Raw genomic sequence first — 13663 nt, 5'->3', positions numbered from 1 at the left:
AGCTAGCTCATGCCAACCGAACTGCAAATTGCAGAGCACCGTAAAGCGCAACATGCGGCTAAGTTCGCTTTGGCGCGTTTGGGGTCCTTAATTACGCCAGAAGATACCGAGCAGAGTCTTGCGGCAAAAGCACACGCCCTGTTATCTGAATCTGGTTACCCGGAAACCTGGTATTACCAATGCCCTGCCCTGGTGTTATTGGGGTCCAGAAGTTGCGTATCTATTGCTGGCAACAACTACAGCGCCAGTGAGGAAGCGGTTGGCATGTCCAACCTGATTACGATAGACCTCAGTCCGATCAAAGATAATTGCTGGGGAGATTACGCTCGCTCATTTGTCATCGAAGATGGCAAACTCAGCGAAAAACCTAAGCAGCTCGAATTTAAAAATGGCTTACATTTTTTGCACCAGCTACACCAGCAAATGCCACGCTTCGTAAAACCGGATACCACGTTTGAACAGTTGTTTGAATGGGCCAACGTGCGCATACGCGAGAGTGGTTTTGTGAACTTAGATTACCGCGGCAATGTAGGCCACAGCGTTGCCACTAATCGGGATGAACGACAATATATCCAGACCAGTAATACTTTGTGTTTGGGAGATGTGCCATTTTTTACCTTCGAGCCTTTTGTCAGGCTTAAAGGTGGGCGCTGGGGATTTAAACATGAGGATATGTTTTTCTTCAATCAGGATGGCGCACTCGAAAGCGTATAAAAGCTAACCTGCTTCATAAAGTAAAAAGCCGATATCTTTACAAAGATCGGCTTTTTACTTTTGCTGGGCTTCTTTGGAAAACTTATTTATAGAACTCAGTTATAGAACTTATATAGAAACGGAACTTATATAGAAACCATCTACTAAATTCTATACAAGCTTAAATCAGAGCTTATATACAATTAACCTGGATATTGCTTGCGCCAGTCGGATTACTTAGTCGTGCCGTACCCGAACCACCAACCACGGTACAAGTTTGTCCAACCGGTTGTGTCGTCACTGTTACAGCATATGGCTGACCATCTAAGACTGAATTAGCGAAAGTAAAGGTGCCATTTGCACCTTCAGTCAAACTATCCGCACCATTGGCCAGCACCACTGATTTGCCACTACCTAAACCAGTAATAATCACAGAAACCGGAACACTTGGCACACAGTTAACGAGCACATTGGCAGCTAGTTGCGGATTAGTAGTACTCGCTGTGCCACTACCATTTTGTACAGTACAAGTCTGTGCTGCCGGTTGCAAACCAATAGTCACCGCATAAGCGGAACCATTTGGAATGTAATAAGAAAAAGTTCCTGCAATATTGGTAGTGAAGGTCAAGGCATCAAGATTAACGTTCGCATTGTTATACAAGAGTAATGAGCCCGCAGTTAATCCCGAAACAGTTGCAATCACAGGCACCTTAGGTACGCATGTCACCGCAATATTAGTTACTGCGGCATCGCTGGTCATGGTGCCTGTACCATTGGCTACCGCACAATTAACTTGGGCGGGCTGTGTCGCAACACTGATGGTATAGCTAGCATTACTTGCGACTTTAAAGGAGAAAGGACCATCTAATGTCAATTGCTGAACAAAATTACCTTCATTCCTCAACACCAAGGTGCCGCCAGAGGTGGTGCTATTGCCAAGACCAGTAACTGTGCCGCCGACCGTCGTGTAGACAAAGCCGCCGCACGCTACCAAGACCAGCAGCAAGCTGCTCGCTAAAAGAACCAGGCTCGTTTTTTTCATCATTTTCATTCGCTATTCCATTTGGTCAAAATCAATCAAACCCAATACTATTGCAATATATACACTGCTTAATTTGAGTAATTGCGTAATGGTATATGAGCTTGACGAAAAAAGCGTGCGCCGGATACAAAAAACGTATCAGATTACAAAGCATTACATGTATTTCTAGGTCAAAACATCCGATTACTTTACTAAAAGCGCATCGCAAAACAGATTAAAGTAACGCCCCACCTTCTAATTCTGCCTTGTCTATTTGTAGTCTCTGTCACTTCGGATAACATACGGACTTATTGCTGCATTGCACGCAGCTAACAGCGGACTACTAGTTCTCTACAGATAATTTCACTCACTTAGCATGTCACCAGACGAATATTGCCAACAAAAAGCTGCTCAAAGCGGCTCCAGTTTTTATTACAGTTTTTTATTTCTACCGAATGAAAGACGCTTAGCCATCACGGCGCTATACGCGTTTTGTCGCGAGGTCGATGATGTCGTTGATGAGAGCACAGACGATGGCATTGCCCGCAGCAAACTCAGCTGGTGGCGTGGTGAAATCCAAGCCATGGTGAATAATCACCCCACCCATCCCGTCACCAAAGCCTTATTGCCGCACATGGCAACCTATGCTTTGGATGGAGCACATTTGCTGGCGATCATTGATGGCATGGAGATGGACTTAAACCAGACACGCTATCTCGATTTTATCGGTCTGCAAAAATATTGCTGGCATGTGGCTGGCGTCGTCGGTATTTTGTCCGCCAGTATTTTTGGCATCAAAAATCCGCAAACCAAACAATTTGCTGAAAAATTAGGGCTGGCTTTCCAGATGACCAACATCATTCGCGATGTCGGTGAAGATGCACGTAAAGGCCGGATTTATTTGCCAGTCAATGAGTTACAGCAACACAAAGTCACCGCCGCCGACATTCTGAATGCGCGCCACAGCCCAGAATTTGAAGCGCTCATGCAGTTCCAGTACGATCGGGCGCAGCAACTCTATGACGACGCCTTTGCACTGCTGCCTGCGGAAGATCGTAAAGCGCAGCGCACCGGTCTGATTATGGCCGCCATTTATCGCGCCTTGCTGGTAGAAATTAAAGACGATCACTTTAAAGTGTTGACACAGCGCGTCTCGCTGACACCCATCCGCAAACTCTGGCTAGCCTGGAAAACTTACATCCGTGGCTAAGTTCGATCAGATCAACCGCAAACAAAATCCACGAATTGCTCGACACATTGCCGTAATCGGTGCTGGCTGGGCAGGCTGCGCAGCAGCCACTGAGCTTGCCAGCCGAGGCGCGACAGTGAGCTTGTTTGAAGCGGCACGCACCTTGGGTGGTCGGGCGCGGCGGGTGGATTTGCATGGACATGCGCTGGATAACGGCCAGCATATTTTGCTAGGTGCTTACAGCGCCAGCCTGGCGATCATGCGCAAAGTCGGGATTGATCTGGACGCGGCGCTTTTGCGCTTGCCCTTGCAGATGGTTTATCCAAACCACATCGATGGCATGCAATTTATCGCGCCCAAACTGCCTGCGCCTTTGCATTTGCTTCTGGCGCTGTTGCGTGCTAAAGGACTGGATAAGCAAGACAAACTCGCGCTGGCCAGATTCTCAACGACAGCGCGCTGGATGGGATGGCAACTGAATCAAGATTGCAGCGTGACCGAGCTGCTGGAGCGCTTTGATCAGACTGACCGGCTATGTCAGCTAATGTGGAATCCCTTGTGTATTGCTGCCTTAAATACCCCACCAGAACGTGCCTCGGCACAAGTATTTTTAAATGTTTTACGCGATAGTCTGGGAGCAAAACGAGCGGCATCCGACATGCTGCTGCCCAAACTAGACTTGTCCGCCCTCTTCCCTGAACAAGCCAGACAATGGATTGAAGCGGCGGGTGGCAATGTGCACTTAGGTACCACCGTGAAGCACATCACGCCCACCGCACAGCACGGCTGGCAATTAGATTTTACAAGTGCGGATACCAGCCATCAGCAAGAGTTTGATGCACTAATCGTAGCGACAAATCCTGAGCAAGCGACGCGTCTTTTGGGGGGCAATCTGAGGGAAGAAACTACCCGCCAGCTTTCCGGTTTTGGCTATGAGGCTATCACCACTTGTTATCTTCAATACGACACCAAGCTGCAACTTTCACGGACTTTTTTCGCGCTGCGGGATCAACCAGAGCGCCAGCACTGGGGACAGTTTGTTTTTGATCGAGGCCAGTTACATCCCTCGCAAGCCGGTTTATTAGCGGTGGTTGTCAGCGCGTCTGAACAGGCGATTGCCCTGGGCAATTCGGCCTTAGCGACGGCTATTGCTCAACAACTGGCACAGGTATTCCAACTGCCGCAGCTGGCAAACCCACTATGGCATCAAATTATTTCAGAAAAACGCGCCACGTTTTCTTGCACACCCGCATTAGACAGACCGGATAATAATCTTGGTCTGAGCAACTGTTTTATCGCTGGCGATTACACCAAGGGCGATTATCCGGCGACGCTGGAGGCCGCGGTACGTAGCGGTGTTGCAGCGGCGAAGTTGTGTTTGCAAGCGAAGTCTTAAGGCGATATAAAGACAGCACCATAAAATATACTCCCAACAAGTATATTTAAATTGTCCATGTAATCCTTAGACAATAAGGCATATTTCATAAAAAATTGGGGGAGTATATGGAAATCGATATTCTCACAGACATGCCAAGCATGGCGTACTCGTTATGAGAATGATCGATATTCCATGATCTTTTACCCTAATCTTTTACATAACTATCGACATCCCGTATTTTATTCAATGCCTCTTCTATCCTGTCGACGGGTATTAAGGTCAAACCTTCAATCGGCTGCTTGGGCGCATTGGATTTGGGGATCATCGCAATCGAGAATCCGAGCTTGGCAGCCTCTCGTAGACGCTCTTGTCCGCGCGGTGCCGGACGAATTTCACCCGCTAAGCCGACTTCACCAAACACGACTAAACCTCGAGGCAATGGCTTGTTGCGCATCGAGGAATTGACTGCCAGCAACACCGCCAGATCGGCGGCGGGTTCGGTAATTTTGACGCCGCCAACCGCATTGATAAACACATCCTGATCAAACACTGCAACACCTGCGTGACGATGCAAGACGGCCAGCAACATTGCCAACCGGTTTTGCTCCAGGCCGACTGACAAACGTTTGGCATTGGGCGCGTGAGAACTGTCGACCAAGGCCTGTATCTCAACGAGCAAAGGACGGGTACCTTCTTGCGTCACCATCACGCAAGAACCCGCAACCTGCGTGTCGTGCTGCGACAAAAACAGAGCGGACGGGTTGGAAACACCTTTCAAGCCACGTTCAGTCATGGCAAAAACGCCCAGCTCATTGACCGCACCGAAGCGGTTTTTGATCGCGCGCACCAGACGGAAACTGGAATGGGTATCGCCTTCAAAATACAGCACGGTGTCCACAATATGCTCCAGCACGCGCGGTCCCGCCAGTGCGCCCTCTTTGGTGACATGGCCGACCAGAATCATCGTGATATCCATGGTCTTGGCAATCCGCGTCAGTTGCGCTGCGCACTCTCTGACTTGCGCTACCGATCCGGGTGCGGAGCTTAAAGCATCCGAATACATGGTTTGAATGGAGTCAATCACCACCACCTGCGGTTTGTGGTCTGCCAGCGTGTTGAGGATTTTTTCTAGCTGAATCTCTGCCTGTAACTTTAAATCACGGGCATCAACCGCCAGACGCTTGGCACGCAAGGCGATCTGGGAGCCGGATTCCTCACCGCTGACGTACAGCACTTTTTTGACCTTAGATAAATTGGCGAGTGCTTGTAGCAGCAAGGTCGACTTACCAATCCCCGGATCGCCACCGATCAGCACTACTCCGCCGGCAACCAGACCACCGCCCAGCACCCTGTCAAATTCATCAATACCGGTACCAAAACGCGGAATTTCTTCTGCATCGATTTCAGACAGATTCAGTACAGGCGCAGTCTGCGCCAGACTTTGTGGTTTGGCAGAATAGCGATTGACGCTAGTTTCGATAATGGTCTCTACCAAGGTATTCCATTGCTGGCAGGAAGGGCATTGCCCTGCCCATTTATTGACGATGCCACCGCATTCGGTACAGGTGTAATTGGTTTTTGGTTTGGCCATGGTCTAAACAAATAAATTCATCAAAAAACGTGGATGTCGACTTTAACAATAAGCTTCAAAAATAAACTTTAAAAAATACGCTTTAAAAAATAAGCTCTAACTACAGCGTCAATACAATCTAAATTTGGTGCGTCGCAACAATAAATCTGCTTGCTAATAAATTGCCAATCAATCGCAAACTAAATCTTACCAAAGCTAGTTTGGTATATTGGCAAAACTACTGATAGTTTAACCAGTATTGTAAAACTTGCCCCATGTAAATCACAAATATTCTTGGTTTTTCATGGTATAAAGCGAGTCGGTGACATTACGTAACAGGCATATAAAAAGAATGAAACGCGGTTTTTATACGATCATGGCGGCGCAGTTTTTTTCGTCGCTCGCAGATAACGCTTTATTAATTGCAGCCATCGCTTTGTTGGTGTCCATGGAGTCACCCGAATGGATGCCTCCCTTCCTCAAACTCTTCTTTGTCTTGTCGTATGTGCTGTTGGCACCTTTTGTCGGCGCTTTTGCAGATTCGCTCCCCAAAGGCAAAGTCATGTTCTTTACCAACCTGATCAAAGTATTTGGTTGCGGCTTAATGTATTGCCGAGTCCATCCTCTACTGGCTTATGCGGTGGTCGGGTTTGGCGCCGCGGCCTACTCCCCAGCTAAATACGGCATCTTGACCGAATTATTACCCCCAGAGAAATTAGTTGCCGCCAATGGATGGATTGAAGGCTTAACCGTATCCTCTATCATCCTTGGCACGGTATTAGGTGGTGCGCTAGTCAATCCGCACAATGCTGCGATGTTACTGAACTTAGATTTCCCCTTCATCGATTTCAATATTTCTACAGCGACGCAAGCGGCGATTTGTGTGATTACCGCCTGCTATGCTCTGGCCGCTTTATTCAATTTACGGATACCTGATACTGGGGTCTGTTACGTACATCAAGAACGTAATCCGGCAAAATTGGTAGAAGATTTTGCTAATTGCTTCGTCAATTTATGGAAAGATAAATTGGGCCAAATTTCTTTAGCCATCACGACTTTATTTTGGGGTGCCGGTGCGACTCTGCAATTTATCGTTTTGAAATGGGCGCAAAGTGCGTTGAAAATGCCATTAGACAAAGCCGCAGCATTACAAGGCGTAGTCGCAGTCGGGATTGCATTAGGCGCAGTAGCAGCAGCGCGATTTGTTCCGTTAAAAAAATCATTGACGGTAATGCCATTAGGTATTGCGATGGGATTGACGGTAATGAGCATGACCTTAGTCACCAATGTGTGGGTGGCTTATCCATTGCTCATCGTAATTGGCGCACTGGCCGGTTACTTTGTGGTTCCGATGAATGCTTTATTGCAGCATCGCGGACATGTGTTGATGAGCGCAGGACATTCCATCGCGGTACAAAACTTTAATGAGAACCTCTCCGTACTGACTATGCTAGGACTGTATGCCCTGCTGATTTCTCTCAACGTCAGTATTTATTTTGTGATCATCCTGTTTGGTCTGTTTATGGCCAGCACGATGTATTTAGTGATGCGCAAACATCAGTTGAACCAACTGGAATTTGATTCAGTTGCTTTGATTGGTGAGCATAAGCACCCTTGTCAGCCAACGCCTTAAAAAATCCCATTTTTCAAGATAGATATTGTCAAGCACAAGTAACGCTAATCACTTAAATGTGATCACTTATATCTTTCCTGCGCAAGATCTAACCACTGCTCCGGTACCACCATGCCGCGATACGTTTCCTGCATCAGATCGCCGTTTTCACGCATGATTGCCAACATCACCGGCGTGTTTTGCAATTGAAAGCGGCGCTGTATTTCATCCATCAACATTGCCTGATTCAGCACCTGCTCCGGCTTGGTTTGCGCTGGTGCCAGCCATGACATACGCTCCAAAATCACGCCATGCTCTATCGCCATAGCCGCCATATCTTGTAGCGTCCACCAATAACCACGGCAGTGCTCAGGCGCGATCTCTGGCGGCGCATTAGCAGAGGCAATCGGTTGACGATAGAATAACCAGCCCTTCATCAATGCCTGCGTGCTAATCACGGCTCGCTGCAATAAAGCTTGCGCAGCAGCGTGGTGAGATAACAGCAATTGTTGATTAAAAAGTTTGTCCGCTTTTTTGGCAAAGGTATCAAGCTGATTGGGGCCAATATAGTCGTCTAGTGCAAACTTGCTATGGGTCTGATCCAGATCACCGACGAACAAATACATCTTGGTGGCCAGCTCCCAATGAACGAATCCCTGGGCGTCATTTAATAAAAAATCAAACTCACCCAATGTCACTTGCTTAGCACCTTGTACTTGCAGATTTTGGGCAAAGAGTAAATTTTGTAGCCCAGACAAACTTTGATGATTCAGAAAAAATGCCAGTAAGTTTTCAGCATAATGTCCTAGCCTGCGATGCTTGTGTACCGCCAAAGCGTCATGCAAAACCTGGGGATATTGATCAAGCTGATTAATCCAGCTTAATAATTGTTGTCGATCAGGCAGCGCAATGCGGGCAATCTGTCCATGCCAGCGGGATGCGCTGATTGAACCTGTTGGATCGGTTGAATCTGGTGTTGCGTATTCAGCGGTATCGCTCGCCAGCAAGTTGGGCGAGGTCAGCATCCATACCAGCGCGCGCACATGCGGGTCTTGCAGATGCTGCCATTGTTGATGAAACTGTTTCTGGTAGGTTTGCATCCAAGCTCAGTTTCAAAAAAACTCAGTTCCAAAAATTGATAGCTTCAGGTCGATGCCAACATAGTCGACGATGCCACCGCAGTGGTCTGTGCGATTGCCTGTAGCGCCAGACAAAGGTCTTCCCAGGTTTTACTTTTCTCAGTTGGCTTACGTAGTAAATACGCTGGATGGTAAGTCACGACCAAAGGTAAATCCTGATAATGATGAATCGAGCCGCGCAACTTTCCGACGGGAGTTTCAGGATTTAAATCCAGCAATGAAATCGCTGCCGTCTTACCCAGCGCAATGATAATTTCTGGCTGTATCAATGCGATTTGGCGCTTTAAATACGGCAAGCAGGCAGCGACTTCTTCGGGTGCGGGCGCTCGGTCCTTGCCCTGGGCATCGGTCGGACGACACTTGACGATATTGGCGATATAAGTATTGGCGCCACGTTGCATACCCAAAGCGCGCAGGATGTTGTCTAGTAGCTGCCCGGCGGGTCCGACAAAAGGTAGCCCTTGTAAATTCTCGTTATAGCCTGGCCCTTCACCAACAAACAACCACTTCGCATGTTGATCACCGACACCGAACACCGTCTTGGCGCGACCTTCGCACAAATGACAGGCACGGCAGTTAGAAACTCTGGCTTCTAATGCGCCCCAATCTAGTTCGGCAGTGGGCGTTGATGGGTTGACTGGGATTGCTGTTAATGGCTGGTGTGCTTGATCTGGGGATTGCTCATGAAATTGCGCATGTGATTGCTCAGACGATAGATCAGACTCGCGACCAGCGCGGGTAATGATTTCCGGCGATATGATGGCACCTGCCTGCGCAGCGTCAACGCCAGAACGGGCATCAGCATCGACGTTAGTTTCACGCAATTTCCAGACAGGTCCGATACCCAGCTCTGCCAGCATTGCATCGTGTTGCTTTGGATTGTTATGTTCTGGGGTGTTCATGATGGCTCAGTTGACGGCTTAGTTGATAGCTAATTAGATAAGATTGAATAAAGTTGAAACAAGTCAAATTTATGATAAAAAATAGCAGCGGCGTTTGGGATATTGCGAAATCCTGCCCCAATATTAAATATACTCCCCATTATTTTTACTAAAAATGCCTTATTGTCCAATAATTCTCTGGAAAACTTAACTATACTCATCACCAGTATCATAATTCACTACAATTTAAAATAACGAGATTTACAACTCTATTCGCATCACAATCGCATCTTCACGCAGATTGTCGTGGGCGGGATAGTAGGCTTTTCGACGCCCGATTTCTTTAAAGCCATACCGCTGATACACCTCAATCGCGCGCTGATTACTGATTCGCACTTCTAGCAAAATCGCCAGACACTGCTTCTCCCGTGCCATTGCTACCATATTGTCCAACATCAAACGAGCATAACCCAAACCCTGATGCTCGGCACTTACGGCAAGATTTAGCAAATGCATCTCATCGACGACAGGCATTAATAAAAAATAGCCGATCAGTTTTTGCGACGGATCACGCAAACCGGTCAAATGATAAGCGCTATACAAAGAATCTAAAAAATTGCCGCGCGACCAGGGATGTGAGTAGACCTGATTTTCTATCGCTAAGACATCATCGATATCCTCAAAACCAAGCCGGCTAAAAATCAAGTTGCCTTGCATTAGCTCGCCGCTTTCAATTGCATGCGCTCTGCGGTAGTCAGTGCGATTTTGTTACGCAAGTACAGCGGCTGCGCTTGCGATGCATCCAGACCGCGTCCCGCAAGGTAATCAGGTAAAGCGAGTTGTGCTATTTGCCTTGCATGCGGCATGCAAGCTATGTGTAGATGTGCCGAAAACGATTCAGCCATGCTGACATTTTCAGGCAGCACAACGCCTTGCCCAAGCGCAAATACCAGCGAGCTACTATCTGATAAGTCGCTATCAACGACAGCCCTGACCTCCTCCGCTTTTGATAAAGTCGGCGCTACCATCACCTGCCATACGCTGTTTAGATAGCGATATTGCGCCCAATACACTTCGCCCATGCGTGCATCAAGTACCGCAATATAATCAACGACATCATTTGATAAGACATGTTGCTGGCGCGCAGATTCTGCCATCGCCTGCAAACTCACGACGGGCAATATCGGCAAGTTGGTGCCAAAAGCCAAGCCTTGCACGATCCCACATGCAGTTCGCACACCGGTAAAAGCCCCGGGACCACAACCAAAAGCAATCGCATCACATTGTTTTAGCGACAAACCTGCCTCCAGCAATAAGGATTGTATGGCAGGCAAAATACCTTGGGAATGGGTCTGTACCCCCGTCAGTTCACGACTGATCAGGGTATCGCCTATCAGTAAAGCAGCAGAAGCAAGTTCTGTCGAAGTTTCAATAGCAAGAAGTGTTGTCATGCCCGTATTTTACAGGGCGCGAAGGCAATCCCAAACTCTGATCTTTGAATCCGCATGAATCAAGCGCGCCAAGCCGGAATAACATCAGTTCGGTTAAAATGTCAGGCATGAACTTAGCAACGAACACTGAAGACTTGGCACTCATCAAAAGCCAATTAACAAGCAAACAATGGCTAGTAGCCTGCTTATGCGCAGCCTGGTGCGACACCTGCACAGCTTATCGGATCGCATTCGATCAATTAGCCGAACAGCATCCCGATGTCTGTTTCGCCTGGATAGACATAGAAGATCAGGCGCACTTAGTGGACGAAATCGATATTGAAAACTTCCCTACCATCTTGATACAACATCAAGACACAGTGCATTTTTTTGGCACCATGCTGCCAGACACCATGCAATTGCATCGCTTGTTAAAGTCCATCATGGCGTCTCATACAGGTACTCAGCAAGAGGCTGACAAGATCGCCATGAATACTACCCGGAACGACACAGCCGCTACAAAATCCGCCGCACATCAAGGCATACCAAGCGGCTGGAGCTTGCGCCAGCTAATTCTTAATAATGCTTGAGGCTGGACTTGTGCAGTGTTAATGCCACATAAAGCATTCAACACAACGACGTAGAAAAAAAGGGGAACACCTTATGCTTAAAGGAAAACTTTGTAGCATTCGTTATTTTCCTTGGATATTTCAATATACTCCCCCCAATTTTTTATAAATATGGCTTGATGACCATAAATCATATGGACATAAATATATACTATGTAGGAGTATGCAATTTAATCGTGTTCTCTTGGCGCGACATTTAGCAGAAATATAGCATTTACGATTTGAGTGTGGCCGATAGCTCACGCGCGATCGTACGTCGCTAAACGCCAACCTGATCAAGTCGGCGCCAGTTCGCCATACCAATAAGAAGCAGTGACCCCGCCATCCATCAGAAAATCACTGCCAGTGATAAATGCGCCATCGGACCCCATCAGCAAAGCACCGACGTTGCCAACTTCATCGGGAGTTCCGGCGCGACCAGCTGGGGATAGTCCTATCATGCGCCGGTATCCGTCGCCACGCGGGCCGGATAGTTCATCCTTGGCGAGAGGCGTGATGATGATGCCGGGACTAATGGTATTGATCCGTGCGCCGCGTTTGCCCCACCGTACCGCCTCGGCCATGACGCGTAGCGCGTTGCCTCGCTTAGAAATTTGGTAGGCATGCAGAGAGTCGGCCACTTGGTCTGCTTGTAGCATGGGCAGCGCCAATAGCTCTTCCGTCGGTGTAGTGGCCAATGCCTTGTTTTGCTCTGGAGTTAGCGCAGGAAGACGGTGTCCTGACTGCGAAGCAATCACTACGCCAGCGCCGCCACGAGCCATCACGTTGCCAAATTCTTCTAGCACAAGTGCGGTGCCATATAAGTCAACGTTGAGTATGGTGGCGGGTGATGCCTGCGTTGGCGAGACACCTGCAGCATGGATCAAACCCGTGACTGAGCCCAGGGATATCGCGGTCTCGACCAGAGCATGGACTGACGCGCGAGAAGTCACGTCCACCACGGCAGTACTGACCTCAAATCCAGCTTCGCTGAGGGTCTTTGCAGCGGCATTAGCGTTCTCTTCACGCAGATCATCTAGCAATATATGCTTTCCTGTGCTTACCCGCCGGGCAATAGCCTGACCAATTGATCCCGATCCGATCACGACAATAACGTCAGTCATTTTGATGTCCATTTCTCTAATGTCCATTTTTCAATAAATTATTTAAGTTGACTACTTTGAATCTGGCTCAAGCAGATTCCGCTTCCACGCCTACACCAGCCAGATATTGTTCATCGCTGACTTGTTCTAACCAATCGACGCCCTTACCGTCGAGTTGCTCGACAATTGCGGTGTGCGTCATAGCGTTATCCTTAGTCGCACCATGCCAATGTTTGTGGCCAGGCGGACACCAGATGACGTCGCCTTGTCGTATTACTTTGATCGGCCCGCCCCAGCATTGTGTCCAGCCGCAGCCAGCAGTGACGAGCAAGACTTGACCCAGAGGATGCGTATGCCATGCGGTTCTGGCGCCGGGTTCGAAGCTAACACTGGCACCCAACATGCGAGCTGGCTCGGGTAAGTTAAAGAGAGGATCAATCCTGACATTACCAGTAAAAAATTCGGCAGGTCCCTTGATTGACGCTTGACTACCACAACGCTTGATGTCCATTTTGAGATTCCTTGAGTTAGCGCTAGAGTCAGCTTAATAAGCTTGCAATGTTGGTCTGAATAAAATTTCGTTGATGTCTACGTCCTCAGGTTGACTAAGCGCGAATGCGACAACACGGGCAAATGAGTCAGCAGGGATGGCAACCTCTTTATACAACTTGTGAATGCGCTCGGCGACCACTGGATCGGTTACCGAATTGGGAAGTTCCGTGGCAACCGCCCCCGGCGAAATGACGGTCGTGCGGATGTTGTAGGGTTTTACTGTCAAACAGCGTTCAATATTTACCACCTGTCAGCGTCCAAATTTTTCCATTTTATCGGCTTGTTCAGAACGATTTTTGCTGTGCTTAAATCGGTAAGAATCGTTCCCGGTTTCCAAGATATCGCAATGGTGCGTAACACGGTCAAGCAAAGCGGTAGTCATTTTTGCATCACCAAAGACCTGTACCCACTCGCCGAATGACAAATTGGTCGTAATGATGAGCGAGGTTTTTTCATAGAGATGGCTGATCAGATGGAACAGCAATGC

14 protein-coding genes and 1 pseudogene are annotated in these 13663 nt (G+C 48.2%); 5 read left to right on the top strand and 10 right to left on the bottom strand.

Annotated elements, in window-relative coordinates; all coding sequences use genetic code 11:
* Positions 1-9 precede the first annotated feature (9 nt).
* On the top strand, positions 10-714 hold the full coding sequence (locus QN395_RS14830) for a M24 family metallopeptidase (RefSeq protein ID WP_322118548.1): 705 nt from the start codon (positions 10-12) through the stop codon (positions 712-714).
* 172 nt (positions 715-886) lie between these two features.
* Here the strand turns inward: QN395_RS14830 and QN395_RS14825 are convergent, their stop codons facing one another.
* A complete protein-coding gene (locus QN395_RS14825; protein WP_323493110.1) occupies positions 887-1738 on the bottom strand; it encodes a hypothetical protein in 852 nt (283 codons plus the stop codon).
* A gap of 352 nt (positions 1739-2090) precedes the next feature.
* Here QN395_RS14825 and hpnD point away from each other — a divergent pair, with 352 nt between their 5' ends.
* Together hpnD and hpnE are read left to right on the top strand one after the other, a co-directional pair.
* Positions 2091-2924, top strand: coding sequence for a presqualene diphosphate synthase HpnD (gene hpnD / locus QN395_RS14820; protein WP_323492374.1), 834 nt, complete (start codon positions 2091-2093; stop codon positions 2922-2924).
* Positions 2917-4299, top strand: a complete 1383-nt coding sequence (gene hpnE, locus QN395_RS14815) for a hydroxysqualene dehydroxylase HpnE (protein WP_323492373.1) — start codon at positions 2917-2919, stop codon at positions 4297-4299. The genes hpnD and hpnE overlap by 8 nt, the downstream gene beginning before the upstream one ends.
* Positions 4300-4486: 187 nt before the next feature.
* On the opposite strand, the gene radA is transcribed toward hpnE, so the two are convergent.
* The gene (gene radA, locus QN395_RS14810) at positions 4487-5872 is read right to left on the bottom strand and encodes a DNA repair protein RadA (RefSeq protein ID WP_323492372.1); all 1386 of its coding nucleotides are present in this window, start codon (positions 5870-5872) and stop codon (positions 4487-4489) included.
* A 331-nt stretch (positions 5873-6203) separates the two neighbouring features.
* On the opposite strand from radA, the gene lplT reads away from it, so the two are divergent.
* On the top strand, positions 6204-7484 hold the full coding sequence (lplT, locus tag QN395_RS14805) for a lysophospholipid transporter LplT (RefSeq protein WP_322118543.1): 1281 nt from the start codon (positions 6204-6206) through the stop codon (positions 7482-7484).
* Positions 7485-7546: 62 nt separating this feature from the next.
* Here lplT and QN395_RS14800 read toward each other — a convergent pair whose 3' ends face one another.
* The 4 genes from QN395_RS14800 to tsaB form a co-directional block, all read right to left on the bottom strand.
* A complete protein-coding gene (locus QN395_RS14800) occupies positions 7547-8563 on the bottom strand; it encodes a DUF1853 family protein (RefSeq protein ID WP_323492371.1) in 1017 nt (338 codons plus the stop codon).
* Positions 8564-8607: 44 nt separating this feature from the next.
* Entirely contained in the window at positions 8608-9504 is an 897-nt protein-coding gene (locus tag QN395_RS14795; RefSeq protein WP_323492370.1) for a uracil-DNA glycosylase, read from the bottom strand.
* Positions 9505-9744: 240 nt separating this feature from the next.
* Positions 9745-10200 carry a ribosomal protein S18-alanine N-acetyltransferase gene (gene rimI, locus QN395_RS14790; RefSeq protein ID WP_322118540.1) on the bottom strand — a complete coding sequence of 152 codons (456 nt, stop codon included), beginning with the start codon at positions 10198-10200 and terminating at the stop codon, positions 9745-9747.
* Positions 10200-10934 (bottom strand): tRNA (adenosine(37)-N6)-threonylcarbamoyltransferase complex dimerization subunit type 1 TsaB, encoded by a 735-nt coding sequence (gene tsaB / locus QN395_RS14785; RefSeq protein WP_323492369.1) that lies wholly within the window; start codon positions 10932-10934, stop codon positions 10200-10202. The genes rimI and tsaB overlap by 1 nt, the downstream gene beginning before the upstream one ends.
* Before the next feature lie 107 nt (positions 10935-11041).
* Between tsaB and QN395_RS14780 the strand changes: the two genes are divergently transcribed.
* Positions 11042-11503 carry a thioredoxin family protein gene (locus tag QN395_RS14780; RefSeq protein WP_323492368.1) on the top strand — a complete coding sequence of 154 codons (462 nt, stop codon included), beginning with the start codon at positions 11042-11044 and terminating at the stop codon, positions 11501-11503.
* 314 nt (positions 11504-11817) lie between these two features.
* Here QN395_RS14780 and QN395_RS14775 read toward each other — a convergent pair whose 3' ends face one another.
* The 4 genes and pseudogenes from QN395_RS14775 to QN395_RS14760 form a co-directional block, all read right to left on the bottom strand.
* Positions 11818-12645, bottom strand: a complete 828-nt coding sequence (locus QN395_RS14775) for an SDR family oxidoreductase (protein WP_323492367.1) — start codon at positions 12643-12645, stop codon at positions 11818-11820.
* 67 nt (positions 12646-12712) lie between these two features.
* Entirely contained in the window at positions 12713-13135 is a 423-nt protein-coding gene (locus tag QN395_RS14770) for a cupin domain-containing protein (RefSeq protein WP_323492366.1), read from the bottom strand.
* A gap of 33 nt (positions 13136-13168) precedes the next feature.
* A pseudogene (locus QN395_RS14765) lies at positions 13169-13396 on the bottom strand (oxidoreductase); the annotation flags it as partial.
* A gap of 30 nt (positions 13397-13426) precedes the next feature.
* On the bottom strand, positions 13427-13663 hold a 237-nt coding region (locus tag QN395_RS14760; protein ID WP_323492365.1), incomplete at its 5' end, for an ATP-binding protein.

It is taken from the genome of Undibacterium sp. RTI2.2 (genome assembly GCF_035018705.1).
Taxonomy (GTDB): domain Bacteria; phylum Pseudomonadota; class Gammaproteobacteria; order Burkholderiales; family Burkholderiaceae_D; genus Undibacterium.
The sequence above is the reverse complement of the archived record's forward strand: the minus strand, read 5'-3'. Positions and strand labels throughout refer to the sequence as shown.

Bases quoted from the DNA above. Each gene is read 5' to 3' on its own strand.
- QN395_RS14770 (WP_323492366.1), bottom strand. From the start codon at position 13,135: ATGGACATCAAGCGTTGTGGTAGTCAAGCGTCAATCAAGGGACCTGCC.
- QN395_RS14825 (WP_323493110.1), bottom strand. From the start codon at position 1,738: ATGATGAAAAAAACGAGCCTGGTTCTTTTAGCGAGCAGCTTGCTGCTG.
- hpnD (WP_323492374.1), top strand. From the start codon at position 2,091: ATGTCACCAGACGAATATTGCCAACAAAAAGCTGCTCAAAGCGGCTCC.
- radA (WP_323492372.1), bottom strand. From the start codon at position 5,872: ATGGCCAAACCAAAAACCAATTACACCTGTACCGAATGCGGTGGCATC.
- QN395_RS14780 (WP_323492368.1), top strand. From the start codon at position 11,042: ATGAACTTAGCAACGAACACTGAAGACTTGGCACTCATCAAAAGCCAA.
- QN395_RS14800 (WP_323492371.1), bottom strand. From the start codon at position 8,563: ATGCAAACCTACCAGAAACAGTTTCATCAACAATGGCAGCATCTGCAA.
- QN395_RS14775 (WP_323492367.1), bottom strand. From the start codon at position 12,645: ATGACTGACGTTATTGTCGTGATCGGATCGGGATCAATTGGTCAGGCT.
- lplT (WP_322118543.1), top strand. From the start codon at position 6,204: ATGAAACGCGGTTTTTATACGATCATGGCGGCGCAGTTTTTTTCGTCG.
- tsaB (WP_323492369.1), bottom strand. From the start codon at position 10,934: ATGACAACACTTCTTGCTATTGAAACTTCGACAGAACTTGCTTCTGCT.
- rimI (WP_322118540.1), bottom strand. From the start codon at position 10,200: ATGCAAGGCAACTTGATTTTTAGCCGGCTTGGTTTTGAGGATATCGAT.
- QN395_RS14795 (WP_323492370.1), bottom strand. From the start codon at position 9,504: ATGAACACCCCAGAACATAACAATCCAAAGCAACACGATGCAATGCTG.
- QN395_RS14830 (WP_322118548.1), top strand. From the start codon at position 10: ATGCCAACCGAACTGCAAATTGCAGAGCACCGTAAAGCGCAACATGCG.